The sequence below is a fragment of the Actinocatenispora sera genome, assembly GCF_018324685.1.
GTDB lineage: Bacteria > Actinomycetota > Actinomycetes > Mycobacteriales > Micromonosporaceae > Actinocatenispora > Actinocatenispora sera.
The window spans coordinates 1,198,202-1,222,993 of the sequence record NZ_AP023354.1 but is presented as its reverse complement, the minus strand read 5'-3'; the positions used below and the strand labels follow the sequence as shown (position 1 = coordinate 1,222,993).

23 protein-coding genes are annotated in these 24,792 nt (G+C 72.7%); 10 read left to right on the top strand and 13 right to left on the bottom strand.

What is annotated here, in order from left to right:
* Nucleotides 1-238: 238 nt before the first annotated feature.
* The 5 genes from trxA to Asera_RS05685 all read right to left on the bottom strand — a co-directional run bounded on the left by trxA (nt 239) and on the right by Asera_RS05685 (nt 4,741).
* Nucleotides 239-556 carry a thioredoxin gene (gene trxA, locus Asera_RS05705; protein ID WP_030445284.1) on the bottom strand — a complete coding sequence of 106 codons (318 nt, stop codon included), beginning with the start codon at nt 554-556 and terminating at the stop codon, nt 239-241.
* A gap of 28 nt (nt 557-584) precedes the next feature.
* Nucleotides 585-1,511 (bottom strand): thioredoxin-disulfide reductase, encoded by a 927-nt coding sequence (trxB, locus tag Asera_RS05700; protein ID WP_030445283.1) that lies wholly within the window; start codon nt 1,509-1,511, stop codon nt 585-587.
* Between the two features lie 132 nt (nt 1,512-1,643).
* A complete protein-coding gene (locus Asera_RS05695) occupies nt 1,644-2,585 on the bottom strand; it encodes a hypothetical protein (RefSeq protein ID WP_030445282.1) in 942 nt (313 codons plus the stop codon).
* On the bottom strand, nt 2,582-3,202 hold the full coding sequence (gene sigM, locus Asera_RS05690; protein WP_051801981.1) for an RNA polymerase sigma factor SigM: 621 nt from the start codon (nt 3,200-3,202) through the stop codon (nt 2,582-2,584). The genes Asera_RS05695 and sigM overlap by 4 nt, the downstream gene beginning before the upstream one ends.
* A gap of 93 nt (nt 3,203-3,295) precedes the next feature.
* Nucleotides 3,296-4,741, bottom strand: a complete 1,446-nt coding sequence (locus Asera_RS05685) for a protein kinase family protein (protein WP_157034713.1) — start codon at nt 4,739-4,741, stop codon at nt 3,296-3,298.
* Nucleotides 4,742-5,180: 439 nt separating this feature from the next.
* On the opposite strand from Asera_RS05685, the gene Asera_RS05680 reads away from it, so the two are divergent.
* Nucleotides 5,181-6,737 (top strand): helicase HerA-like domain-containing protein, encoded by a 1,557-nt coding sequence (locus Asera_RS05680; protein WP_030445279.1) that lies wholly within the window; start codon nt 5,181-5,183, stop codon nt 6,735-6,737.
* 143 nt (nt 6,738-6,880) lie between these two features.
* On the top strand, nt 6,881-7,177 hold the full coding sequence (locus tag Asera_RS05675; protein WP_030445278.1) for a hypothetical protein: 297 nt from the start codon (nt 6,881-6,883) through the stop codon (nt 7,175-7,177).
* Between the two features lie 148 nt (nt 7,178-7,325).
* Here Asera_RS05675 and murJ read toward each other — a convergent pair whose 3' ends face one another.
* Both murJ and Asera_RS05665 read right to left on the bottom strand, forming a co-directional pair.
* Nucleotides 7,326-9,278, bottom strand: coding sequence for a murein biosynthesis integral membrane protein MurJ (gene murJ / locus Asera_RS05670; protein WP_157034712.1), 1,953 nt, complete (start codon nt 9,276-9,278; stop codon nt 7,326-7,328).
* Nucleotides 9,279-9,323: 45 nt separating this feature from the next.
* Entirely contained in the window at nt 9,324-10,082 is a 759-nt protein-coding gene (locus tag Asera_RS05665) for an NUDIX hydrolase (RefSeq protein ID WP_157034711.1), read from the bottom strand.
* A 444-nt stretch (nt 10,083-10,526) separates the two neighbouring features.
* On the opposite strand from Asera_RS05665, the gene Asera_RS05660 reads away from it, so the two are divergent.
* From Asera_RS05660 to Asera_RS05640, 5 genes are all read left to right on the top strand, one after another.
* The gene (locus tag Asera_RS05660) at nt 10,527-10,694 is read left to right on the top strand and encodes a hypothetical protein (RefSeq protein ID WP_157034710.1); all 168 of its coding nucleotides are present in this window, start codon (nt 10,527-10,529) and stop codon (nt 10,692-10,694) included.
* Complete coding sequence (locus Asera_RS05655) at nt 10,691-12,175, top strand: CCA tRNA nucleotidyltransferase (RefSeq protein WP_030445275.1); 1,485 nt, start codon at nt 10,691-10,693, stop codon at nt 12,173-12,175. Before Asera_RS05660 ends, Asera_RS05655 begins: the two co-directional genes overlap by 4 nt.
* 80 nt (nt 12,176-12,255) lie before the next feature.
* The gene (locus Asera_RS05650) at nt 12,256-12,939 is read left to right on the top strand and encodes a hypothetical protein (protein ID WP_030445274.1); all 684 of its coding nucleotides are present in this window, start codon (nt 12,256-12,258) and stop codon (nt 12,937-12,939) included.
* A 256-nt stretch (nt 12,940-13,195) separates the two neighbouring features.
* Nucleotides 13,196-13,807: a hypothetical protein gene (locus Asera_RS05645; RefSeq protein ID WP_030445273.1), complete on the top strand. Its 612-nt coding sequence runs from the start codon at nt 13,196-13,198 to the stop codon at nt 13,805-13,807.
* 129 nt (nt 13,808-13,936) lie between these two features.
* Nucleotides 13,937-14,410, top strand: a complete 474-nt coding sequence (locus tag Asera_RS05640; protein WP_035295889.1) for a hypothetical protein — start codon at nt 13,937-13,939, stop codon at nt 14,408-14,410.
* Nucleotides 14,411-14,428: 18 nt separating this feature from the next.
* Here the strand turns inward: Asera_RS05640 and Asera_RS05635 are convergent, their stop codons facing one another.
* The gene (locus Asera_RS05635) at nt 14,429-15,079 is read right to left on the bottom strand and encodes a cyclase family protein (RefSeq protein ID WP_030445272.1); all 651 of its coding nucleotides are present in this window, start codon (nt 15,077-15,079) and stop codon (nt 14,429-14,431) included.
* A gap of 37 nt (nt 15,080-15,116) precedes the next feature.
* Nucleotides 15,117-16,439, bottom strand: a complete 1,323-nt coding sequence (locus tag Asera_RS05630; RefSeq protein ID WP_035295888.1) for an MFS transporter — start codon at nt 16,437-16,439, stop codon at nt 15,117-15,119.
* A 175-nt stretch (nt 16,440-16,614) separates the two neighbouring features.
* On the opposite strand from Asera_RS05630, the gene Asera_RS05625 reads away from it, so the two are divergent.
* The 3 genes from Asera_RS05625 to Asera_RS05615 are packed head-to-tail and all read left to right on the top strand — an operon-like array spanning nt 16,615 to nt 18,991.
* Nucleotides 16,615-17,049, top strand: a complete 435-nt coding sequence (locus Asera_RS05625) for a hypothetical protein (RefSeq protein WP_157034709.1) — start codon at nt 16,615-16,617, stop codon at nt 17,047-17,049.
* Nucleotides 17,046-17,444: a hypothetical protein gene (locus tag Asera_RS05620; RefSeq protein WP_030445269.1), complete on the top strand. Its 399-nt coding sequence runs from the start codon at nt 17,046-17,048 to the stop codon at nt 17,442-17,444. The genes Asera_RS05625 and Asera_RS05620 overlap by 4 nt, the downstream gene beginning before the upstream one ends.
* On the top strand, nt 17,441-18,991 hold the full coding sequence (locus Asera_RS05615; protein WP_030445268.1) for a multicopper oxidase family protein: 1,551 nt from the start codon (nt 17,441-17,443) through the stop codon (nt 18,989-18,991). Before Asera_RS05620 ends, Asera_RS05615 begins: the two co-directional genes overlap by 4 nt.
* 56 nt (nt 18,992-19,047) lie before the next feature.
* Here Asera_RS05615 and Asera_RS05610 read toward each other — a convergent pair whose 3' ends face one another.
* From Asera_RS05610 to Asera_RS05595, 4 genes are all read right to left on the bottom strand, one after another.
* Nucleotides 19,048-20,541 (bottom strand): SPFH domain-containing protein, encoded by a 1,494-nt coding sequence (locus tag Asera_RS05610; protein ID WP_030445267.1) that lies wholly within the window; start codon nt 20,539-20,541, stop codon nt 19,048-19,050.
* A gap of 60 nt (nt 20,542-20,601) precedes the next feature.
* Nucleotides 20,602-21,144, bottom strand: coding sequence for an NfeD family protein (locus Asera_RS05605; protein ID WP_035295887.1), 543 nt, complete (start codon nt 21,142-21,144; stop codon nt 20,602-20,604).
* Nucleotides 21,145-21,254: 110 nt separating this feature from the next.
* Complete coding sequence (gene dacB, locus Asera_RS05600) at nt 21,255-22,703, bottom strand: D-alanyl-D-alanine carboxypeptidase/D-alanyl-D-alanine endopeptidase (protein WP_051801976.1); 1,449 nt, start codon at nt 22,701-22,703, stop codon at nt 21,255-21,257.
* Nucleotides 22,700-24,598 carry a transglycosylase domain-containing protein gene (locus Asera_RS05595; RefSeq protein WP_051801975.1) on the bottom strand — a complete coding sequence of 633 codons (1,899 nt, stop codon included), beginning with the start codon at nt 24,596-24,598 and terminating at the stop codon, nt 22,700-22,702. The genes dacB and Asera_RS05595 overlap by 4 nt, the downstream gene beginning before the upstream one ends.
* Nucleotides 24,599-24,792: the final 194 nt, after the last annotated feature.

Genomic DNA, 24,792 nt, shown 5'->3' with positions numbered 1-24,792 from the left:
CGGAGCGTACTCCGTGGTCCGGCTTGGCCCCGTACGGGCCGACGCCCACCGGCCGCGAGGGATGCGTCATTTGTTGTCGTTCGCACCGAAACGACGCAACGTGCCGAAGGCGTAGCAATTCGGGACCGGGTGCCCCGCCCGGGTCCGGGTGGCAGGCTGTTCGCCCGCTACCCGGCGACGGGTGGCCCTACTGGCAACCCGGTCCCTACATGCGACTTAGTGTCCGAGCCGCCGGACGTTACAGGCTGGACTCGATGAACTTCGCCAGCGCGCTCTTCGGCTGCGCGCCGATCACCGACTGGACCGGCTCACCGTCCTTGAACACGGTCAGGGTCGGGATCGACATCACACCGTAGGTGCGCGCGGTGTTCGGGTTGTCGTCGATGTTGAGCTTCACGATCTCGACCTGGTCCGCGTACTGCTGGCCGAGCTCCTCGAGCACCGGGGAGACCTTCTTGCACGGCCCGCACCACTCGGCCCAGAAGTCGACCAGAACCGGCTTGTCCGCCTTCAGTACGTCGGCGTCGAAGCTCGCGTCGGTGACGGCCTTGCTCATGTTGGTACCCCTCTCGAAAGGATCTTGCTCACTCGACGGACGCGAGGTAACGCTCGGCGTCCAGTGCGGCGACACAACCGGTGCCCGCCGCGGTGATGGCCTGCCGGTACGAGTGGTCGACCAGGTCGCCGCAGGCGAACACGCCGGTCACGTCGGTGCGGCTGGTCGGCGACTCGGCCCGCACGTACCCCTCGTCGTCGATGGCGACCTGTCCGGTGAACAGCTCGCTGCGCGGGTCGTGGCCGATCGCGATGAACAGCCCGGTGACGTCCAGGCTGGACTCCTCGCCGGTCTTCGCGTTGCGCAGCTTGACGCCCTCGACCTGGTCGGTGCCGACTACCTCGGTGACCACCGAGTCCCAGATCACCTTGATCTTCTCGTTCTTCAGCGCCCGCTCGGCCATGATCGGGCTGGCCCGGAACTCGTCCCGGCGGTGGATGATCGTCACGGTCTCGGCGAACTTGGTGAGGAACGTCGCCTCCTCCATCGCCGAGTCGCCGCCGCCCACCACCGCGATGTGCTGGTTGCGGAAGAAGAACCCGTCACAGGTCGCGCAGGACGAGACGCCGTGGCCGAGCAGCCGCTGCTCGCCCGGCACGTTCAGCGGGCGCCAGGCCGAACCGGTGGCCAGGATGACCGCCTTCGCCTGGTACTCGGTGTCGCCCACCCAGACCCGCTTGACGTCGCCGGCCAGCTCGACCCGGGTCACGTCGTCGGTCAGCAGCTCGGCACCGAACCGCTCGGCCTGCTTGCGCATGTTGTCCATCAGATCGGGGCCGTCGATGCCGTCCGGGAAACCGGGGAAGTTCTCCACCTCGGTGGTGGTCATCAGCGCACCACCCGACTGCGCGCCCTCGATGACCAGCGGGTTCAGGTTCGCCCGAGCCGCATACACCGCGGCGGTGTAACCCGCCGGCCCGGACCCGATGATGATCAGGTTTCGGACGTCTGCCACCACACGACCCTCTTCCTAGACATGCCCGGACCCGGCTGCGAGTGCCGGATCCGAAGCCTCTGCCGACAGAACGCCATCGTACGGACCGAGATTCCCGTTGCGGTCTGTGTCACGCCGCGCCGACCTGTCCGGTCAGGACGCGTGCACGGCGACGACCGTGGTCCGGTACCGCACGTGCGCCCCGTCGGTGCCGCACTCCGGGCCGACCACGGAGATCTGGTCGCCCGGGCCGGCCGGGGCGACGACCACCGCGGCGGGCCGGCTGCGGAACATCGCGAAGTCCACCAGCGACGCGCCCGAGGCGTCCAGCTGGTGCAGGCACCTGTCCAGCCGGGCCGGGTCGGCCAGCGGCCGCAACGCGCTCGGCACCGCGGCCGCCGCGGTGCCGGAAAGCGCTTGCTGACCGGCCAGGCCGCGCGCCTGCGGCAGCGTGCCCGCCGTGTAGTCGGTACCGCTCGCGGCCAGCCGCACGCCGTCGGCCGGCCGGGCGTCCTTCGGCGCGATCTGCGCGTGGTTCGGCCCCTTCGCACCCGCCGTCGGCGGCGCCGCCCCGTGCGGGGCCGAATCGGCCGTGCGAGCCGAGCCGTTCCCGCCGCCGCCGGTCAGCAGGCTTGCCCCGGCAATGCCGGCGAACGCGAGGACCACGACCGCCGCGGCCGCGCCGGCGAGCCACTGAGCCCGGCGCCGCCGGGCTGCCCGCCGCGTCCGATCCAGCGGTACGACCGGGTGGTCGGCCGGCGCCTGTTGCCGGAAGCCGTCGGCGAGGCGGGACAGCAGCTCTGGCGGCGCCGCCACGGGGGACGCCCCGACATGCGCCAGGTCGGCCCGGACCGCGGCGTCGGCCTCGACCGCCGCCGCGTGTGCCGACTGCCACTCCGGTCGCGTCGCGATCAGCTCCGCCACCTGCTCCTCGACACCGGTCCCGGCCAGCGCACCGCCGACGTAGTCGGCGAGCAGCTCGTCGTCGACCTCCCGGCCGAGCCGGGCCGTTGCGACCATCCGGCGAACCTCGGCCAGGTAGTCGGGGTCGGGTGGCGCCGCGTCGGGCGACGGAGGCCGCAGGTCGTCGCTCACGTCGCCCCCCTCCCCCGTCGCGTACCGCCGTCTTCGGTGCCGGCCGTCTCCGATCTGACGTCCGCCGGCGCCGTCTGGTTCCGCAGGTGGCCCAGCGGACCCGCCAGCCGGGCCCGGCCCCGGGCGCACCGGCTCTTGATCGTGCCCGGTGCCACGCCGAGAATCTGGGCCGCCTCGGCCACCGGGTAGCCGTACACGTCGACCAGGACGAGCGCGGCCCGCTGGTCCGGCGGCAGCTCGGCCAGCGCGGCCTGCACGGTCAGTGCGGTGTCCCGGTCCGCGACCTGCGGGCCGGTGGCGACCGGCTCGGCGGCACCCGACTCGGGCAGCGGCACGGTGGGACGGGCCTGGCGGCGCCGGGCCCGGTCCAGGCAGGCGTTGACCACGATGCGGTGCAGCCAGGTGGTCACCGCCGAGTCGCCGCGGAACCGGTCGGCCTTCCGGTACGCGGAGATCAGCGCGTCCTGGACCGCGTCGGCAGCCTCCTCGCGGTCGCCGAGGGTGCGCAGCGCCACCGCCCACAGCCGGTCGGCATGCCGGCGTACCAGCGTCTCGAACGCGGCCGGATCGCCGGCGACGTGCGCCCGGAGCAGCTCGGTGTCGCCACGCGGGTCCATCCCGCTCGCGGTGGGCAGGTCGTGTCGCACGGCCGGGTCACTCGGCCGGATCGCGCCGGCCGCGGCCGCCCGGCCGGCACCGCGGGGAGCCGGTCACTGCCCGCGGACCTTGATGTCCTTGACACCGAGCTGGTATCCGCCGTCCTGCGCCTGGGGCAGCTTCGTGATCCACACCATCAGGTAGCGCGTCTTGACGCCGCTGAGCGTCCACGACTTCGTCACCTGAACCACCTGCTGTTCGGCCCCCGGTACCTGCTTGTAGCTCGACACCACCGAGTTGTCCTTGGCCGTGGTGCTCATGCCCCCGTCCGCCGGGTCGGACTCGCCCATCCGCAGTCCGACCGTCGCGCCGCCGTCGCTGAGCACCACCGACACCGTGGAGATGTCGCGCACCTTGCCGAGATCGAGCAGGATGCCCATGCCGCGCTTGAAGCTGCCGAAGTTCGCCTGCTTGTAGTCCTGCGTCTCCCACTGCGTCGTCGCGCTGTCGTCGATCGCGTTCTTCGCGTCGTTCAGCTCGGTGCGGTCGCCCTGGTCGGGGTCGACGATGCGGACGTTGGCCGGCTTGATCGCGGTCGGTGCGCTGTTGCCGCCCGGACTGGACTGGCTGGTCGAGGTGCCGTTCGGCCCGCCGCCCTCGGACGTGTTGCTGTTCAGCCACTTGGTACCGATCAGCAGCCCGAGCAGCGAGATCACCGCGAGGCCGGCGATGCCGACGGTCAGCTTCTTCCACCGCGGCCGCCGCTCCGGCGGGTCCGGCGTCTCCACCGCGACCAGGTCGAGCGGTCCGCTGACCTCGTTGGCGATGTTGAGCCGCGCCAGCTCGCCGGACAGCTCGGCCGCGGTCGGCGCCGCCAGCTGGTCGTCCAGCAGGTCCATGGTCAGCGCGTCGATGTAGTTGGGTACGTCCGGGCGGACCTGCCGGGGGGCCGCCAGCTTGCCGTCCACGGTCGGTGCCGGCGGCAGCCCGAAGTCACCGGGCAGCTCGGCCGGCCAGGTACCGGTCAGCGCGCAGTAGAGGACTCCGCCGAGACCGCGGATGTCGCCTTCCTGGCTGGCGTCGGCGGACGCGCGCGCGTCGGCCAGCACGATCCGCTCGGCGCCGAGCAGCACCGTGTTCGGGTGCACGTTGCCGTGCGCGACGCCGGTTTCGTGGATGGCGGCCAGCGCGTCGGCGATCGCGTACGCGACGGCGGTGGCGCGGACCGGGTCGAGCGGGCCGTCGGTGGCGACGATCTCGCGGAGCGGATGACCGTCCACGTACTCGCGCACCACGTAGGCGCGCTCGCCTTCGTCGACCGCGTCGTACACCCCGACCGTGTGCGGGTGGACCACCCGGCTGGCGGCGACGGCGGCCTGCAGCATGTCGTTGGCGGAGTCGCCGCCGGGGTACTTGAGGACGATGGTGACCGGGCGGCGGAGGATGACGTCCACTCCGCGCCACACCTGCCGCCCCGTGGAGTCGTCGTGGATGTGCTCCTCGAGGCGGTACCGGTCGGCGAGCACCTCGCCAACCGCGGGTGCTCCGACCTGGGTCAACCCAGTCCTCCCTCCGGCTGGCCCCCGGGCAGCGGCTGGCTCTAGTGCGACCCGTCGTTCACTCACAGCCTAGGTCCTCCGCGACGGGCGCACGCGGCACCCTGCTCAACTCCGGCGACTCGATGACCGTGCCGGTAAACCTCGACCATCACGGTCCGTGCCGCACCGTCGCAGCACGATCGGTCGCACGAGCCGCTGCCACCGTATCGCGTCGTGCGCCGGTACTCGACGGGCCGGATGGTATTTGTTCCCGAGTTACCCACTTCTCGAACCTCGCAACCTCTGTGTCACCTGCGCGATGACACGGATGTACGAAAGGCATACACGTGTCGTGGGCGGTGCGGGTTGCGGTGCCGGACGGACTTCACGATGCCGCCGCGGTGACGTGATTTAGTACTTACTCTTCGTGAGGACGAGAGGTCCGTCACGGGGGTGTGAGATGACGCGAGTCGACAACGTCCGGTCCGTCACCGAGGGGTACTCGTTCGACGGGCCCTGCCTCGACCTGGGTGCCCTGTTGACCGGACCGGACACCGTGGCCGCCGCGGCGAAGGTGCGCATTCCACTGAGCATGGTCAACCGGCACGGGCTGGTCGCGGGCGCCACCGGATCGGGGAAGACGAAGACCCTGCAGGTACTCGCCGAGCAGCTGTCGGCCGCCGGGGTGCCGGTCTTCCTGGCGGACGTCAAGGGCGACCTGTCCGGGGTCGCCGAGCCCGGCGCCGACAACCCGAAGATCGCGGCGCGGGCCCGGTCGATCGGCCAGGACTGGGCGCCGGCCGGCGCGCCCACCGAGTACTACAGCCTCGGCGGGCGCGGCACGGGGATCCCGATCCGGGTGACGATCTCGGCGTTCGGGCCGCTGCTGCTGTCCCGGGTGCTGGAGCTCAACGAGGTCCAGGAGTCCTCGCTGATCATGGTCTTCCACTTCGCCGACGAGCACGGCCTGCCGCTCCTGGACCTCAAGGATTTGCGCAGCGTGGTGACGTACCTGACCGGCGAGCAGGGGGCGGCCGAACTCGCCGCGCTCGGTGGACTGTCGAAGCAGACCGCGGGGGTCCTGCTGCGCAAGCTGATCACGTTCGCGGACGAGGGCGCGGAGGACTTCTTCGGCGAGCCGGAGCTCGACACCCGCGAGCTGCTGCGCACCGCCGAGGGCGGGCGCGGTGTGGTCAGCGTGCTGGAGCTGTCGGAGCTGCAGGCGAAACCGACCCTGTTCGCGACGTTCCTGATGTGGCTGCTGGCGGACCTCTACCACGATCTACCCGAGGTCGGGGACGTGGACAAGCCGAAGCTGGTGTTCTTCTTCGACGAGGCGCACCTGCTGTTCGACGGGGCCAGCACAGCGTTCGTCGACGCGGTGACCCAGACCGTACGGCTGATCCGGTCCAAGGGTGTCGGGGTGTTCTTCGTGACCCAGACCCCGAGGGACGTGGCGCCGGACGTCCTCGGCCAGCTGGGCAACCGCGTGCAGCACGCGCTCCGGGCGTACACGCCGGACGACGCGAAGGCGTTGCGCGCCACGGTCTCCACGTTCCCGAAGTCCGGGTACGACCTGGCGGAGCTGCTGACGTCGCTGGGCATCGGCGAGGCCGTCGTGACCGTACTGTCGGAGACCGGTGCGCCGACGCCCGTCGCCTGGACCAGGCTGCCCGCGCCGACCTCGATGATGGGGCCGCTGGACCCGGCCGAGCTCGATCGCCGGGTACAGGGGTCGCCGCTCTACGCCCGGTACGCCGAGCCGGTCGACCGCGAGTCGGCGTACGAGATGCTGGCCGCGAAGCTCGCGCCGGCCGACGACACCGCGCCGGAGAAGCGGTCCGCGCCGGAGAAGCGGTCCGCGCCGGAGGAGCGCCGGAGCGAGCGCGACGACTCCGGCATGGTGCAGAAGGTGCTGGGCAGTACGGAGGTGCGCGGGTTCCTGCGCTCGGCCGCCTCGACGGCCGGCCGGGAGGTGTTCCGCAGCCTGTTCGGTACGGCGCGGCGCCGTCGCTGACACGCCGTGACCGGCCGCTGTGGCGAGCCTCTCAGTCGTCCGGGGCACGGCGAAACGGGTGTTGCCGGACAAGATCGTCCGGTAAACAGCACTACTGGGCAGTAACACGGCATATCGGATGGCAACCGCCCAGGGGACTGGTCATGCTGTTCCCCATGGTTGCGTCGATGGTGTTCGACTCCGACCGGCGGGTGCTGTTGTGGCCACTCCCGCCGGAGCAGCACACCAGCGAAGGGATCGGTGTCGGGAGCACCGTCTACCACGCGTGGCTCGCCTACCCGGACGCCGAGGCGCTGCGCCCCGATCCGGCGGCGGCGTCCGACGCGCTGCTCGTGCACCGGATCGACCGCGGGTACCTGATCAGGCACGACGGCACCGTGGTGCGGCAGCTGATCGCCGGTACCGAGGAGCTCCTCCGCGCCGCCTACCAGACCCGCTGACCAGCGACCCCGGCCCGGTGCGTCAGCGGCCGACCTTGCTGTCCGTTCTCTCTGGCCGGCGCGGTGCTGTGGTGTTCCCGGTGCGTCAGCGGCCGACCTTGCTGTCCGTTTTCTCTGGCCGGCGCGGTGCTGTGGTGTTCCCGGTGCGTCAGCGGCCGACCTTGCTGCGGACCATGCTCACGAGCTGGTTGATCTCCCGGACCCGCAGCGCGTACGCGAGGCCGAAGTAGACGATCGCGAGCACCGCGCCGCCCGCGGCCAGCTCGGTCAGGCTGGCGATCCGGCCGTCCCCGAGCATCGCGCCGAGCGCCTTCGCCACCAGCCAGCCGGGGACCGCCGCGACCGCGCCGGCCAGTACCAGCCGGAGCAGGGTGCTCGCCACCCGGCGCAGGCCGAGGGCACCGATCCGGCGGCGCAGCAGCGCGTACGACACGATCGCCGCGACGACGAACGACACCGCGTTGCCGAGCAGCAGCAGCGGGACCACGTAGTCGATCGGGGCAAGGAACCAGACCGCCACGTCGAAGGCGATCTTGACCAGCACCACCGGCACGTTGACCAGCGCCGGGGTACGGGTGTCGGGCATCGCGTAGAACGTGAAGATCTGCAGCTGGCTGATCGCGAACGGGACCAGCCCGAAGCCCGCCATCGCGATCGCCAGGCCGGCCGAGTGGGCCGCGCCGGCGTCGAAGTGGCCGTACTGGAACAGCACGACGCCCAGCTGCGTGCCGAACACCGCGAGCGCTGCCGTGCCCGGGACCAGCAGCACCGCCGTGAGCCGGGTACCGAGGGAGAGGTAGTCGGAGACGTCGCCGAACCGCCGGTCGGCCGCGGCCGCGCTCATCCGCGGCATCAGCGCCGTCATCACCGACACCGCGGCGATCCCGTTGATCGTCATCATCAGCAGGAAGCCGTAGTCGTACACGATCGTGCCGGTGTCGTTGTGGCCGCGGGTGGTGAGGCCGGCGATCTTGACCACGACCAGCATGCCGACCTGACTGATCGCCACGTAGCACAGCGCCCAGCCGGCCAGCCGGCCGATCTCGCGCAGCCCCATGCCGCGGAACGAGAACCGCGGCCGGAACCGGTACCCCACCTTGCGCAGCGCCGGGGTCAGCGCCAGCACCTGCACGCACATCGCGATGGTGAAGCCGGACCCGATCAGCGCGATCTTCGGCAGCGTCATCGTGTCGAGCGTCGGCTTGTCCGGCCAGATCAGCGCGAACATCACGAAGAAGCCGATGATGACGATGTTGTTGAGGATCGGCGCCCAGGTCGGCGCCGCGAACGAGCCGCGGGTGTTCAGCACCGCCTGGAACATCGCCGACAGGCCCATGAAGAAGATCGCCGGGAGCATGAAGTAGCTCAGCGACGTGACCGTGTCGTGGATCGGCGTGCCGCGGGCCAGCACCCAGGACACCACCGGCGCGCCGACCGTGACGATCACCGACATGACCAGCAGCATCGTCGCGGCCAGCGTGACGAACCGTTCGGTGAACGCCTGGCCGCGGTCCGGGTCGGTCTTGCGCGCCCGCACCAGCAGCGGCACCACGACGCTGGTCAGCGTGCCGCCCATCAGAAGCTCGTACAGCATCTGCGGCGAGTAGACGGCCTGGGTGTACGCGTTGCCCACGGTCAGGCCGAGCGCCGCGCCGATCGCGACGGTGCGGCCGTAGCCCAGGATGCGGCTGACCAGGTTGAGGCCGGCCATCATCGCGCTGTTGCGCATCACGCCGCGGTCGCCGCCGGCCTCCGGCTCGGGCGTCGGCGGTACGTCGCCGGTCGGCGGCATGGTCGCCGTCGCGGCCGGATCGGGTACCGCACCGTGCGGGGCGGACATCGCGGCGACCTCCTGCTCGACGGCGTACGACGAGCGGTAGAGCCCGTCGCCGGCCGCGGTCGGCTCCGGCTGGGCCGGCTCCACCGGCTGGCCGGGCTGGTACCCGGGCACGTCGTACCGCGCCGTCCCGTCGTCCGCCGGCCGCGTCGCGTCGTACCGCGCCGTCGCGTCGTCCGCCGGCCGCGTCGCGTCGTCCGGCACCGGATGCTGGATGCGCGGGTCGTCGCCGCTGCGGTACACCCGCCCCTGGGGGTTACTCATGGTTCGCTCGTTGCGCTCGCTCATGTCCGGTCTCCGCTGCGGCCGTCACGCGTCGGACTTCGCGAGCAGGTCGGGTACCTGCGCGACCAGCCGCCGCTCGTCGGGGTGGGCGAGCCGCTGCGGGATGTCGTCGAGTGGCACCCATGCGACCTCCACCACCTCCCGGTCGGTGTCCGACAGCTCGCCGTCGACGAACCGCAGCAGGAAATGGTGCACGGTCTTGTGGATCTTCTCGCCGTGCAGCATGAACCAGTAGTCGACCTCGCCGAGCCGGTGCCGCACCTCGGAGGACACCCCGGTCTCCTCCTCGATCTCGCGCACCGCGGTCTGCTCCAGGGTCTCACCCAGCTCCACGTGACCCTTCGGGAGCGACCAGATCAGCCGGCCGCGCCGGTCGTGCTTGCCGATGAGCACACCGAACGTGCCGTCGTCGCGCACGTCGACCACCAGCCCGCCGGACGAGACCTCCTCGATCCGGCCCGACCGGGTCCGCCGCCGGCCCCGGATCTGGCCCGGCGGTGGCGTGTCGACCCGCCGCTTGCGCCGCTTCTTCGCGGCCGACCGCGCGGTCGGTGTGGCGCCCTCGCCCGGTGCCGCCTCGGTGGCGGTACCGCCGGCCGGCGTCGCCGGCGCTTCGCCGGACGCGTTCGGCCCGCGCCGCCGGCGCCGGCGCTTGCGCCGCCGCCCGCCGCCACCCGACCCGCCTGCCGACCCGTGTGCCGCTCCCCCCGACCCGGCTGCCGCGCCTGCCGACCCGTGTGCCGCTCCCTCCGGACCAGCTGCCGCGCCCGCCGATCGGGCCACCGCTCGCTCCGACGCGGCGACCGATCCGGCCGCGCCGCCGGCGGATGCGGCGCCGGCGGCCGCCACGCTCCGGGCCGGGGAACCGCCGCCGGCCAGCGCCCCCGACTGCTCGCCGTCGGCGGCCGTGACCTCGGTCGACGTGGTTTTGGTCGGTGCGTTGCGGTGGCGCGGACGGCGCCGGCGGCGGGACCGCCGGCGCGGCGTTTCCCCCGTACCGGATGCGGTGTTGGCGTCGTTTGTCGCATTGCTCGGCCGTGTCGTCGACCCGTCGGCAGGAGCACCCTGTTCGACGGCGGGTGTACGGTCACGGCTCGGCATGACACGACCCTAGCGCCCGCTTCCGCGACCGGTTGACGGGAACGGACGTGGCGGCGTATGGCCCGCAGACGGGCGCGCGCACCGACCCGTCGGGCTCACCACCCGGCTCGGTACGCTGGCCGGGCCATGAGCATGCACCCGGGCGGCCGCTGCCGCCGCATCCCGATCCGCACCGCCGACCGGTGCCCCGCCGTCCGTACCTGCTCGCTCGGCCCGAGCGCCGCCGGCGAGCAGGCGAACCACGAGGGTGGCGTGACCGTGCCGAGGGCGCGGCGCAGCGGAGCGCGGGCATGAGCATTTCTCGCCGGGAGCCGTCCGAGCAGCAGCGCCGGGCCGCGGCCGAGCTGATCACCGTGCCGCCGGTCGCGGACGAACTGGGGCAGCGGTTCGCCGCCGCCGGGCACGAGCTCTACCTGGTCGGCGGCTCGGTCCGGGACGCGTTGCTGCGCCGCCCGGGCGCCCTGCTGTCGGCCGGCGTCGACCCGGCCGACGCGCGCGAGCAGGACCTCGACTTCGCCACCAGCGCCCACCCGGAGCAGACGCTGGAGCTGCTGACCGGCTGGGCCGAGGCGACCTGGACGACCGGGATCGCGTTCGGCACCATCGGCGCGCAGCGCCGGGGCCTGCGGATCGAGATCACCACCTACCGGGCCGAGGCGTACGACCGGGTCAGCCGCAACCCGATCGTGCGGTACGGCACCAACCTCGACGACGACCTGGCCCGGCGCGACTTCACCGTCAACGCGATGGCGTTCTCGGTGCCCGGACACGAGTTCGTCGACCCGTACGGTGGGCTCGTCGACCTGGCCGGCAAGACGCTGCGCACGCCCGGCGCGCCGGCCGACTCGTTCGCCGACGACCCGCTGCGGATGCTGCGGGCGGCGCGGTTCGCCGCGCAGCTGCGGTTCGACGTCGACCCGGCGGTACGGCAGGCGATCGTCGAAATGGCCGCCGACCTCGGCCGGATCACCGCCGAACGGATCCGGGACGAGCTGACCAAGCTGCTGATCGGCGCCGACCCGGTGGCCGGGTTGCGGCTGCTGGTCGACACCGGGCTGGCCGAGGTCTTCCTGCCCGAGCTGCCGGCGTTGCGGATGCAGATCGACGAGCACGCCCAGCACAAGGACGTCTACGAGCACACGCTCACCGTGGTGAACAACGCGGTACGGCTGGAGGGGCCGGACGGTCCGGACTTCATCCTGCGGATGGCCGCGCTGATGCACGACATCGGCAAGCCCGCGACCAAGGCGATCGGTGCCGACGGCGGCGTCTCGTTCCACCACCACGAGGTGGTCGGGGCGCGGATGACCCGGCACCGGATGAAGGCCCTCAAGTTCTCCAAGGACACCATCACCCAGGTGTCCCGGCTGGTCGCGCTGCACCTGAGGTTCTACGGCTACGGGCGGGGCGAGTGGACCGACTCGGCGGTCCGCCGCTACGTCACGGACGCCGCCGAGCTGCTGCCCCGGCTGCACAAGCTGGTGCGGTCCGACTGCACCACCCGGAACCGGCGGAAGGCCGCCGGGCTGGCCCGCGACTACCAGGCGCTGGAGGATCGGATCGACCGCATCCAGGCCGAGGAGGACCTCGCCCGGGTACGGCCCGACCTGGACGGCAACGCGATCATGAAGCTGCTCGACATCCCGCCGGGTCCGGCGGTCGGCGCCGCCTGGAAGTACCTGAAGGAGCTGCGGCTGGAACGCGGCCCGCTACCGCCGGACGAGGCGGAGGCCGAGCTGTTCCGCTGGGCGCGCGACCAGGGCATCATCGCGTAACGAGCGACCGTTCCGTAACGGGATGCCCGCTGTGCGTGCGCGACATTGGGTCGTGATTGCCCTGTCGGATTCGCCCCGGCATGATCGCAGGAATCCTGCCGGCCCGGCGGCGGCCGAGCCGAACGGTGCCGCACGCCATCGAAGGGAGCCCGAAGGTGCTGAACTTCATCGTGAGCCTCGTCCTGGCGTACGGGCCGGACATCCTCGCCGCGGTCGTGGGCCTCGTGCTGTCGCTGATCATGATCAAGCGCCGCGGCTCGCTGTACGCGCTGTTCGGGTTCCTGGCGATGCTCGTCGCGGTCGGCATCGGCATCGTCGACCTCGTCTACCTGACCTGGTTCGCCAGCCACAACCCGGACACCGTCCTGATGGTCAGCAGGGTACTCAACGGCGCCGCCGACATCGTGCTGCTCGCGGCCTGGGCGCTGATCCTGGTGGCGCTGTTCATCAAGCCGAAGCCGGAGCCGGCGAAGCCCACCCCCGCGTCGGGCGGCCCGGCGCAGGCCGGCTGGCCGACCCAGCCCGCCGCCGGCGCCGCGCTCGGCGGGCAACCGCCGGCCGCCGCGGCGCCCGCCAATCCCGGCAATGCCCGGCCGGTCTCGGGCCAGCCGGCCGCTCAGCCCGCGCCCGGGTTCGGCCAGCCCGTACCGGGTCAGCCGCAGCCCGGGTTCGGTCAGCCACAGGCGGGCGCGGGTGGGCCGGCCGGCGGCGGCACCGGCACGCCGCAGTGGGGCCAGCCGGGCGCCGGCCCCTCGCCGTACTGACCGGGCTCCCGTCTGATCGGGCTTCGGACTGATTCGGGCTCCCGACTGATCCGGGCTTCCGCCCCGAGCGCGGTTCGGAGACGGTGCCTCGTCGGGCCGGGCCCGACCCGTCCGGGCTGCCGATTGCCGCTGCGAGGTGCCGGTCGGCATCGCTCCCCGGCTCGGTGGGTGGTCTCGTACCGCTACCGTCAGGTCCTCGCGCGGGCCGTCCGGTCAGCCGCGTCGCCCTTCCCAGCCGCCCGGAGAGGACCCGCCGATGTCCGGATTCGTCACCCTGCTCATCGACATCGCGATCAGCCTGCCCGGCGTGGTGGTCGCCGGCATCGGGCTGGCGCTGTCCATCACGAACCGCCGCCGCCTCGGCGCCTCGTCCGGGGCGATGCTGATCGCGTTCGTCGTGCTGCTGATCGCGGCGCTGGTCGGCCTCGGGCAACTGATCCTCAGCGTGTTCGGCCCCAGGGTCATGCTCGAGAACCACTGGAGCTACAGCAGCCTGGGCCTGGCCTTCGGCGTGGTCAATGCGGTGCACATGCTGATTTCGACGGCCGGCTGGGTGGTTCTGCTGATCGCGATCTTCCGCCGCCGGGACACCGCGACGAAGCCGGCCACCCCGGCCTGGAACCGGTCCCCGGTGGCCGGCGCCGCCCAGTACGGCGCGACCGCACCGCTCCCGGGGCAGCCGTCCGCTGCCACCACACCCCAGTTCGGCGCGGGCCAGCAGGCCGGTGCGGCCGCGCCGCAGTCCGGCGCGGGCCAGCAGCCCGGTGCGGCCCAACCGCAGTTCGGTGCCGCCGAGCCGCCCGCGGCCTCACCGGGTGAGCACCAACCGGGCGGTTGGACGGCCCCCGGCGGCCCCTCCCCGTACTGACCCGACGATGAGAATGTCGCACTCATCCGGTTCGCACTGCAGGGCGTCCCTGCCCGTCCACGCCCAGTAGCCTCGGCCCCTGCCCACGTCGCGTAACGCGGCTCCGCGGTGCCCGGGAGAAGAGGCGCGATGCTCGACCTGATCTCGATCGCGGTCGCGGTGCTGCCGTCCGGGGCGACGGTCGTCGTGACCGTCGTGGGCCTGGTGCTGACGGTGGCGTTGCGTACCCGACTCGTCGCGGCCCGGAAGCTCGTGCGGTGCGCGCTTGTCGTGTTGGCGATCGACTCGCTGCTGATCTTCGGGCACGTCGCCGTGCTGACCGGCGCGCCGCAGCTGGTTCTTGACCGCGACTGGGACGCCCCCGGCCTCGTCGTCTACTTCGGCACGCTGGGGTTGCTGCACACCGCGCTGACGGTGCTCGGCTGGGTGCTGCTCCTGCTCTCCCTGTTTCCCCGACGGCGACCCAGCCACCTTCCGGTGGGCCCACCGACGCCCGCGGACCGGCCGGCTCCGGTGGCGTCCACCGGCCCCGGCGGCCCAGTCGTCGCCGCGCCGGTCGGCCCCGAGGTGCGCCCGGCGGTACCACCGGCGGACGTCGACTGAGCCCAGCGGGGATGGCGGTCAGAGGCGGGCGAGGGCGCGGATGGGGAACGTGCCCATGCCGTGCACCGGCGGGGGTACGGCGGTGAGCCGGGCTCCGTGGTCCGGCAGCGCGGCGAGGTTGGTGAGGTGCTCGACGATCGGGATGCCGGCCCCCAGCAGTCCATTGTGGACGGGTCGGGCCCGGTCGGTGACGTCGTCGACGTTGAGCGCGTCGACACCGACCAGCGCGACGTTCGCGTCGATGAGTACCCGCGCCGCTTCGCCGGTCAGGTAGGGGCTTCCGGTCAGGTAGGCGGGCGTGCCCCAGTGCCGGGACCAGCCGGTCTCGATCAGCACCGCCTGTCCCCACAGCCGGCCCGGGTCGCCGAGCAGGGCGGCCCCGACGCTCGGGACGTCGACCGCGCGGATCACCGTGATCGGCACGTCGACGAGCCGTTCCGGTGCCAGCGCGGCGAGGTCGGCGCCGTCCGCGTGGTAGTGGTACGGCGTATCCAGGTACGTGCCGGTGTTCGCCACGAGGTCGATGGCGTGGATGGCGAACGACACGCCCTCGGCGAGGTTCGCCGTGCTCGCCGCGCGGCTGGTGTGTTCCCGGATCACCGGGCCCGGCAGCCCCGGGTAGGTGACCATGCCGTCGGTGATCGGGTGGGACAGCTCGACGAAACCCACGGTTTGCCTCCTTCGCCGGAACGCACTCGCCGCCGGCTCATGACACTCCACTGTGGACAGGATAGAGCCGCGCCACCAGGCGGTGGCCGAAGCCGACGACCGCGTAGCCGACCCCGACGACGAGTACCGCGGTCAGCGAGTGGCCGTCCGGCGGCAGCAGCACCGCGCCGAGGAACAGCCCCAGCACGTAGCAGATGTTGTAGGTGGTGTCGTTGACGCTGAACACCCGGCCGCGGAACTCGTCGGCGCTCTCGGCCTGCAGCGTCGTGTCCACCACGATCTTGGTGCCCTGGGAGGCGATGTTGATCGCGAAGACCGCGATCACCAGCAGCACCTGCTGGAACGGCGAGCCGAGCACCACGACCACCAGCCCGGCGCCGGCCAGCAGCAGGGTGACCCAGTTGCGGTCGCCGAAGCGGCGGGCCGCGGGCGGCGTGATCGCCGCGCCGAGGAACGAGCCGGCGCCGCCGGCGATCACCACCGCGGCCAGCCCGACGACCGACTGCGCGTAGTCGCCCGGCGCGGGAAGGTCTCCGCCGGCGGTCGGGAAGTAGTTGCGGTACAACAGGAGTGCGGCGACCGTGAGCACCCCGTACAGGATGCGGTAGGCGGACTGCGCGGTCAGCACGGCGGTGGAGTCGGCGTGGCCGACCAGGTGCCGGGCGCCGGCGATCATGCCGCGCAGCACCGCGTACAGCTCGGCCGGGATGGAACCGCCGACCGGCGCCGAGGCGTCCGGGCCGAGTTCCCGGCCGTGGAAGTACAACCCGGCGAGCACGCCGGCGACCAGGTAGCCGGCCGCGGCCGCGGCGGCGAGCAGCCCGTACCCGGCGGTGCCACCGCCGACGAGCACCTGCACGAGCGCCGAGACGCCGAGCGCGAGCGAGTTGCAGACCGTACCGAGGGTCGGCGACACGGCGTTCGCGGTGATCAGCCGCGGGCCGTCGACGACGTGCGGCATCGCCGCCGAGTGGCCCGCGAGGATGAACCGGTTGATCCCGATCACCAACAGCGCGAACAGGATGAACAACGCATTCGGGTGCCCGGTGAACAGCAGCGCCGCGGCCGGCAGCGCCAGCGCGCAGCGCAGCACGTTCGCGTAGCTGATCACGTTGCGGCGCAGCCACCGGTCCAGGAAGACCCCGACGAACGGGCCGAGGATCGAGTACGGCAGCAGCAGTACGGCGAATCCGGTCGCGATCGCCACCGGGTCGGTGTGCTGGTTGGGATTGAACAGGATGCTGCCGGCCAGCGCGCCGGAGAACAGGCCGTCGGAGAACTGGCTGGTCAGCCGGGCGACCAGGAGCCGCCGGAACCGCCGACCGGCCAACAGGACGCGCAGGTTCCGCTCACTCGGCACGCCTGCGACCCTAACGGCTCGCCGGGGCCGCGCCGGCACCGGCGGCCGGCCGGCGCGCCGCCGAACGGTACATCGGGTGGGGTATCGGGGCGGCCACCCCTACCTCCCCCGAGGTATGCCGGGGTTCTCCGCTGGCACGAAGACACCGGAACACCGCGCCGGCAGGATGGCGAACGTGAATCCATCTGACCCACCACCGCGCCGGGTGTCACCGGTGTTCGTGGTGTTCCTGCGGATCGTGACGACGCTGTTCGCCGCGACCCTGCTGTGGCAACCGATCTCGGCCGGTACCTACATCTCCGGCCAGCCGGGCATGATGACCTGGCACTCCGTCGGCGCGGCGCTCGCGGCGTTCCTGACCCTGCCGATGATCCTGGCCGGACTGCTGCTGCTGGTCGGTGGCGGTACCTGGTGGCCGCTGGCGGCGTCCGCGCTGCTGCTGGTGCTGGTGGTCGCGCAGATGGCGTTCGGCGGTACCCGGCTGCTCGCGGTGCACCTGCCGCTGGGCACCGCGCTGTTCGGCGTCGGTATGGCGTTCGCCTGGTGGTCCTGGACGAGGCGGGCCGGCGAGCGCCGGGGTTCCCGCACGGCGACGGCGGTGGCGCGATGACCACCGTCGAGTCGACCGCACCGGCGGTACGCACGCCGTTCGTCCTGCTGCTGCGGGTGTTGGCGGTACTGACCATGGCCGCGATGCTGTGGCAGCCCACCGTCGCCGGACTGTTCACCACCGGCCGGGTCAGCTACCTGACGCTGCACGACATCGGCGCGGGGGTCGCCGCGCTGCTGGTCGCGCTCGACGTCGTCGCGGCGGTGCTGCTGCGCTGGCCCGGGCGCGGTTCCGCGGCGCTGATCCCGCACGCCGTCGCGATGCTGGTACTGGTCGGTGCGCAGATGGCGCTCGGATTCACCCACCTGCTCGCCGTCCATCTCCCGCTCGGCGTCCTGTTGTTCGGTATGGCGCTGGGATTCACGGCGCGCGCATTCGCACGGAGGAAGCCATGAACCGCCGCCGGGTACTGGGACTGTTCGGCGCGGCCGGCGCCGCGGTGGCGGCCGGCGGGACGCTCGCCGGCTGCGGCGACACCACCGAGACCGCCGGCATCGTACTGCCGTCGTCCGCGCCGCTCCCGCCGCGGTTCCGGGTGCCGCTGCCGATCCCGGCGGTGAAGAAGCCGGCCCGCACGGTGCACGGCGTGGACGAGTACGAGGTGACGCAGAAGATCGGCAGTGCCGAGATCCTGCCCGGGAAGACGACGAAGGTGTGGGGCTTCGACGGGACGTTCCCGGGGCCGACGTTCGAGGCGCGCGCCGGGCACGAGCTGCGGGTGAAGGTACGCAACGAGCTGCCGCAGCCGACGTCGACGCACCTGCACGGCGGGGTCACGCCGCCGGACTCGGACGGGTACCCGACCGATCTGGTGGTGCCGGTCGGCGACAGCTTCGACACGCACATGCGGCACTCGGGCGACATGCCGATGACGGTGCGGCCGCAGGACTGGACGCTGCACAAGGGCACCAAGGAGTACCGCTACCCGCTGGGGCAGCGGGCCGCGACGCTGTGGTACCACGACCACCGGATGGACTTCTCCGCGCCGCAGGTGTGGCGCGGGCTGGCCGGCATGTTCGTGGTGCGCGACGACGAGGACGACGCGCTGCCGCTGCCCAAGGGCGAGCGCGACATCCCGCTGCTGATCTGCGACCGGGCGTTCACCGCGGACGGCTCGTTCGCCTACCCGTCGATCGACCCGTCGCTGACCATGACGCCCGGCGTGCAGAAGAAGTACATGCAGGGCGTGCAGGGCGACGTGATCCTGGTCAACGGTGCGCCGTGGCCGGAGCTCGAGGTCGCGCCGGTGCGCTACCGGTTCCGGATCCTCAACGCCTCCAACGCCCGGCGCTACCAGCTGGCCCTGGACGACGGCCGCCACCTGGTGCAGGTCGGCAGCGACCAGGGGCTGCTGGCCCGGCCGCGCACGCAGTCCAGCATCGTGCTGGCGCCGGCGGAGCGGTTCGACGTGGTCGTCGACTTCTCCGCGTACCGGCCGGGCAGCACGGTGACGCTGGTGAACCGGCTGGGCAGCGGCGCCACCGGGCAGGTGATGCGGTTCCGGATCGGCAACCGGGCCAGCGACGACTCGCACGTACCGGCTCGACTGTCCGATGTGGAGACACTGAAGCGGTCGCAGGCCAGGGTGACCCGGCAGTTCGACTTCCGCCTCAGCGGCAAGGGCTGGACCATCAACAAGCAGTTCTTCAGCCCGTCGACGGTGCTCGCCCGGCCAGCCCTCAACTCGGTCGAGCTGTGGCGCTTCACCAGCGACTTCCATCATCCGGTGCACACCCACCTGGCGCACTTCCAGGTACTGACCCGGGACGGCCGTTCGCCCGGCGCCAACGACCACGGGTGGAAGGACGTCGTCGACCTCCGCCCGTACGAGGTGGTCGAGGTGCTGGTGCGCTTCACCGGCTTCCGGGGCCGGTACATGCTGCACTGCCACAACCTGGAGCACGAGGACATGGCCATGATGGCCAACTTCCAGGTGGTCTGACGCGATCGGGCCCCGACCGCGCGAAGCGGTCGGGGCCCGATCTGCTCGTTCGTCGGTCAGTCGGCGTCGACGGTCGGCACCAGGTCGGTGCGCTCCGGCTTGGCGCCGTTGCCGTTGCTGCCGCCGGCGATGCGGGCCAGCAGCGCGGAGAAGTCGACCCCGGTCAGGTCGGTACCCAGTTGCAGGCCCTGCGCGACGGTGGCGGCGACGTTCTTGGTCACCGCGCTCGCGCCGTCGGTGGAGATCACCGTCATCTTGTCGATGCCGGCCATCGGCTTGGCCGCCGCCTCGACCACCTCGGGCAGCATCTTCACCAGCATCTCCAGCACGGCGGCCTCGCCGTACTTGTTGAACGCCTCGGCCTTGAGCCGCATGGCCTCGGCCTCGGCCTGACCGCGGGCCAGCACGGCGGCCGCCTCGCCCTCGCCCTCGCGCTGCACCGCCTGGGCGAGCGCGGTGCGCTGGGCCAGGTCGCCCTCACCGGTCAGGCGCGCCTGCTCGGCGTCGGCGTGCGCGGCCTCGACCGTTGCCCTGCGCTGCGCCTCGGCGCGCAGGATGGCGGCGTTCTTCTCCGCCTCCGCCTTCAGGATCGCGGCGTTCTTGGCGGCCTCCGCCTCCTGCTCCACCTTGTACCGGGCGGCGTCGGCCGGCTTGCGCACCTCGGTGTCGAGCTGACGCTCCTTCAGCTCGGCGTTGCGCTGCGCGACCTTCTGCTGCTCGGCGAGGATCGCCTGGTCCCGCTCGGCCTTGGCCAGCGGGCCGGCCGCCTCGGACTTCTGCGTGGCGGCGTCGATCTCGGCCTGGATGCCGGCCCTCTTCAGCGCCAGGTTCCGCTCCGACTCGGCGATGACCTCCTCGGCGCGCAGCCGCTCCTGCTCGGCGGACTGGCGCGCGGTGGCCTCGGCGATCGCCGCCTCCTTGACCGCTCGGGCGGCCTCCGGACGACCCAGGTTCTTCAGGTAGTCGCCGTCGGTGCGGATGTCCTGCAACTGGAAGGTGTCCAGCACCAGGCCCTGGTTGGTCAGCGAGTTCTCCGCCTCCTCCGCGACCTCGGAGGCGAACGCGGCGCGGTCGCGGATGATCTCCTCGATGGTCAGCCGGCCGACGATGGACCGCAGCGCACCGGCGAGGACCTCGCCGGTGAAGCCCTCGATCTCGTCCTGCTGGTCCAGGAATCGCTGGGCGGCGGCGCGGATCGCGTCCTCGGTGCCGCCGACCTTGACGATCGCAACCGCGTCCAGGTTGCAGGTGATGCCCTGCTTGTTGATCGCCCCGGTGACCGTGACCGGGATCCGCCGGCTGGACAGGTCGAGGATCTGCAGCCGCTGCACGACGGGCACCACGAACACCGAGGCACCCATCACGACCTTCTGACCGGACAGGTCGGTGAGCCGGCGGCCGTCCGCGCCGAGCGTCGACTTGCCCTTCCGGCCGGTGACGATGAACGCCTCGTTCGATCCGGCGACCTTGATCCTGGACAGCACCAGGATGACGATCAGGACCACCAGCACCACGATGCCGGCGATCCCGATCAGGATGGGAGTCGTCATTTCCGTCCTTTGTGGATAGTGGGGATTCAGGGAGCTTCCGGAGGACCGCGTTGGATCCGCTCAGGCGCCGACGGCGGGCGGCAGCCGCAGATCGGTCTCCTCGACCACGACGCTGGTCTCGCTCGGTGTCTCGATGACGAGCACCGGCGTGCCGAGCGGCAGCGCCCGTGCCGAGCGCGCGTTGTACTTCAGGACCTGGCCGGAGATGGTGAGCTTGACCTCGCCGTACCCGCCGGGGCGGATCGGCGTGGTGACCGTGCCGAGGGCGCCGATCAGGTCGTCTCGGGTGAGCGTCGCGTCGGTCGGCATCCGCATCAGCGCGCGGGTCAGCCGGATCACGAGCCACCCGGTGGGAAACGCGGTGGCGAGGCCGGCCACGCCGCCGAGCAGCGCCGAGGGGGCGCCGGCGCCGGGGACCAGCGCCGCCACGATCCCGCCGACGAACCCGAAGGCGCCGAGGAACCCGGCCACCACCGGCACCGAGAACGGCCCGTCCACGTCCGCATGACCGAGCTGGAACAGCTCACCGAACAGCAGCGAGACGGCCAGCAGCACGACCCCGATCGCACCGACGACCAGGAAAGTACCGGTCACCCAGTCCATGCCGCCCCCTCCTGCCGCCTCGCCGTCAGGGTAGCGACCGTCCGCTCGTGCCGGACGACCGTACGGTGATCAATCACCGCAACCAGCCCGGATCGGACGAGCAGGCCGGGTCAGCGGCAGCCGCAACCGGCCAAGGTGGCGGCCACCGCGTCGATCGCGGTCGTCGCCGCCGCACCGTCCGGGCCACCGTTCGCGAGCACGGCGAACGCGAGCAGCCGGTGGTCGACGTCCACGACCAGCCCGGCCAGCCCCTGCACCCCGGTCAGCGCGCCGGTCTTCGCGCGCAGCACGCCGGCGGCCCGGCGCGCGGAGCCGTGCCGGTACCGGTCGGCCAGGGTGCCGGAGTATCCGGCGACCGGGAGACCGGTGTACACACTGGACAGTTCCGGCCGCGAGCGGCTGGCCGCGAGGCGGAGGATCGCGGTGAGCAGCGCGGGGTCGAGCCGGTCGGCCCGGGACAGCCCGCTCGCATCCGTCATCCGCAGGCTGCGGACCGGCAGCCCGAGCCCGCGCAGCACGGTACGGATCGCGGTCGCCGCGCCGGCGAAACTGGCCGGTTCGTGCCGGGCGAGCGCCACCTGCCGGCCGAGCGCTTCGGCAACCACGTTGTCGCTGGTACCGAGCATCCGCTCGACCAGCGACGCCAGCGGCGCGGACGAGACGTGGCCGAGCAACCGGGCACCGTGCGCCGCCCGCCCGCGGACCACGGCGCTCGCCGGCAGCCCGAGCAGCTGGGCGAACTTCGTACCGGCGGCGAGGTCCGGCGCCCGGGACCGGTTGCGGTCGTACCGCGGTGCGGTGCGCCCGCCGTCGACCATCAGCGCGGTGATGGGCGCCGCGTCCCCGTTCACCCGCACGTCCGGGTCCCAACCCGGCGCTCGGTCGGCCCCGGTGAACAGCGTCGCGTCCACCAGCACCCGGCGCGGCCGGTGACCGAGCCGGCGGCGTACCTGCGCGGCGAGGTCGGTGAGTTCGGCGGCACCCCGATAGCTGCCCGCGACCGACACCGACAGGGTCGGGTCCCCACCGCCGACGAGGACCACGTCACCCGGCCCGGCGCCGGCCACCGCCGTCGTCCGGAACCGGTGGCCGGCGCCGAGAACGGTCAACGCCGCGGCCGCCGTGGCCAGCTTCGCCGTCGACGCCGGTACCCGGGCACCGGTGCTGGCGGAGTAGAGCGTGTCGCCGGTGGTCACGTCCACCACGGACATGCCGACCGCGGTACCGAGCCGGTGGTCGGCGAGCACCGGCCCCAGCCGGCGGACAAGGCCGGCCCCGCTCGGTGGCCGGCCGCCGGTCAGGGCGGGCAGTACCGGGCCCGGATCGGTACTCGGCCGGGACGGTGCCGCGGACCGTACCGAGACGGACCCGGTCGGCGCGTCCGGCCCGGCGGCCGGCGGTATGCCGCCGAGTGCGAGCAGCGCGGCGGCCAGGACCACGACGAGCCCGACCGCGCCGAGCCCGACCACGCCGAGCCCGACCGCGCCGAGCCCGACCGCGCCGAGCCCGGGTGCGCCGAGCACGGGTGCCCGCCGCCGCTGGCGGTGCCGTCCGATCACGGCGCCGCCGATGCCGCGGGAGGCGACGGCGCAACCGGTGCCGACCCGGGTTGGATGCGAGCCCAGAGCCGGCCGGCCAGGTCCGATGCCGGCGACCGGCCGCCTCCGGCGGCCACCAGCACCACGGTGGCCTGGCCCCGGTCGACACCCGCGGCCCAGCCCGAGCGGACCCGCTTCCCCTGCTGCTGAACGCTGGTGCGGTACAGCACCCGCTCGGGGGCCTGGCCGTTCGCCAGCGTCGTCGGGTACCGGCCGGTGACGTCCCGGGTCTGCTGGACCGCCGCCGCGGTGAACGCGCGCCGGCCGGCCGGCGCCGCCCGGTACAGCGTGCCGCCCGCGGACGATCGGACCGAGTCGACGACGTGCCGGGCCAGCGCCCGGCCGTCGTTGCCGAGAGTGGCGTACCCGCTGGCCAGGTCGGCCGGGCTGACCGGGTACTCGCCGAGCGCGATGGCCGGCCGGGTCAACGCCGGCTGCGGATCGTCCGGGCCGTCCACCAGGCTGGGCCGCCCGGCGTAGCTCGCGGCGACGCCGGCGGCGCGCACGTCGTGCACGATCCGTACCGGGTCGGTGGCCTGCGCCACCCGGTAGAGCACCGTGCCGTACGAGTGGGCGACCGCGTCGTCGATGGTGCACCGGGGACACTGCGCGTTGCCCGGGTTGTACAGCGGTACGCCGTTGCGGTCCGGGAACTGCTGCGGGGATCTCCCGTCCCACAACCGATCTCGGTCCAGGCCGTGCTGGAACGCGCTGGCCAGGACGAGCGGGGTGAACGCAGCACCGGGCGTGGCCGGCGCGTCGGCGTGGTCGAAGTAGCCGAAGCCCTTCGCGTTGCCGTGGTAGGCGCGGATCCCGCCGGTGCGCGGGTCGACCGACACCACCGCGACCGCGAGTCCGGCGGGTGCCTCCTGCCGTACGGCGGTTTCGGTGCGCTGCTGGGTGGCCCGGTCGATCGTGGTCACCACGCGCAGCCCGCCGGTACGCAGCTGCTGGGCGGTGATGCCGTGGCGCTCCAGCTCCCACTCGACCTGCTGCGCGATCAGCCCGGCCGGCCCGACCGGGCCGGTCCCGGCCGGCGCCGTCGTGGCCGGGAACCGCAGCCGCGCCGCCTCGTTCACGCCGAGCCAGTGCTGCGACACCATCCCGGCCCGCACGTACCGCCAGCGGTTGCGGGCGCCGGCCGGATCGACCGCCGGGTCGAAGTTCGTCGGGTCCTTGATGACCGTGGCGAGGACCATTCCCTGCGCGGTGTCCAGCTCGTCCACCGGCACCCCGAAGTACGCCCGGGCCGCCGCGTCGATCCCGTACGCGCCGCGGCCGAAGTAGATGGTGTTCAGGTACCGGCCGAGGATCTGGTCCTTGCTGTACCGGCGTTCCAGCTTCTCGGCGAGCACGATCTCGCGCACCTTCCGGGACACCGTGCGGTCCAGCGTCAGGTACGCGTTGCGCACGTACTGCTGGGTGATCGTCGACGCGCCCTCGACCCCGTCGCCGGTCACGTCCGACCACAGCGCCCGCCCGATGCCCCGCCCGGACACCGCGCCGTGCGTGTAGAACGACCGGTCCTCGGCGGCCAGGACGGCCCGCCGCACCGGCACCGGCACCCGGCTCAGCGGTACGGCGATGCGGTCGACGACGCCGACCCGCGCGAGCACGGTACGGCCGTCGGAGTAGTACAGCACCGACTGTTGCGGCTGGGCGGGGTCGGCCGGCAGCGGCAGGCTGATCGCCCACCCGACCAGGACCAGGCCCGCGGCCAGTACCACGGCGGAGAAACCGGCCAGCGCGCGGCGGAACCACCGGATGTACCGGCCGACCGGGCGGCGGCGTCGGCCACGCCGCCCGGTGATCGCGTGCAGTACCCGCCGTACCAGGGGCGCCGGAGAGTCGACCACGTGAGGTACACGGCACGAGCGCGACGCGGCGTTGCCGGTGCGGGACAACTGTGGCCTTTGCCTCACTGTCGGGCATTCGGACGATCCCGGCGCGAACCCCGAGCCCGGTGCCCCGAGCCCGGTGGCCCCGGAGTGTGGGGTACGAGGATGTCCGATGGCCGCCGGAAAGTGTCGGTGGGTGCTGGGAGGATGGG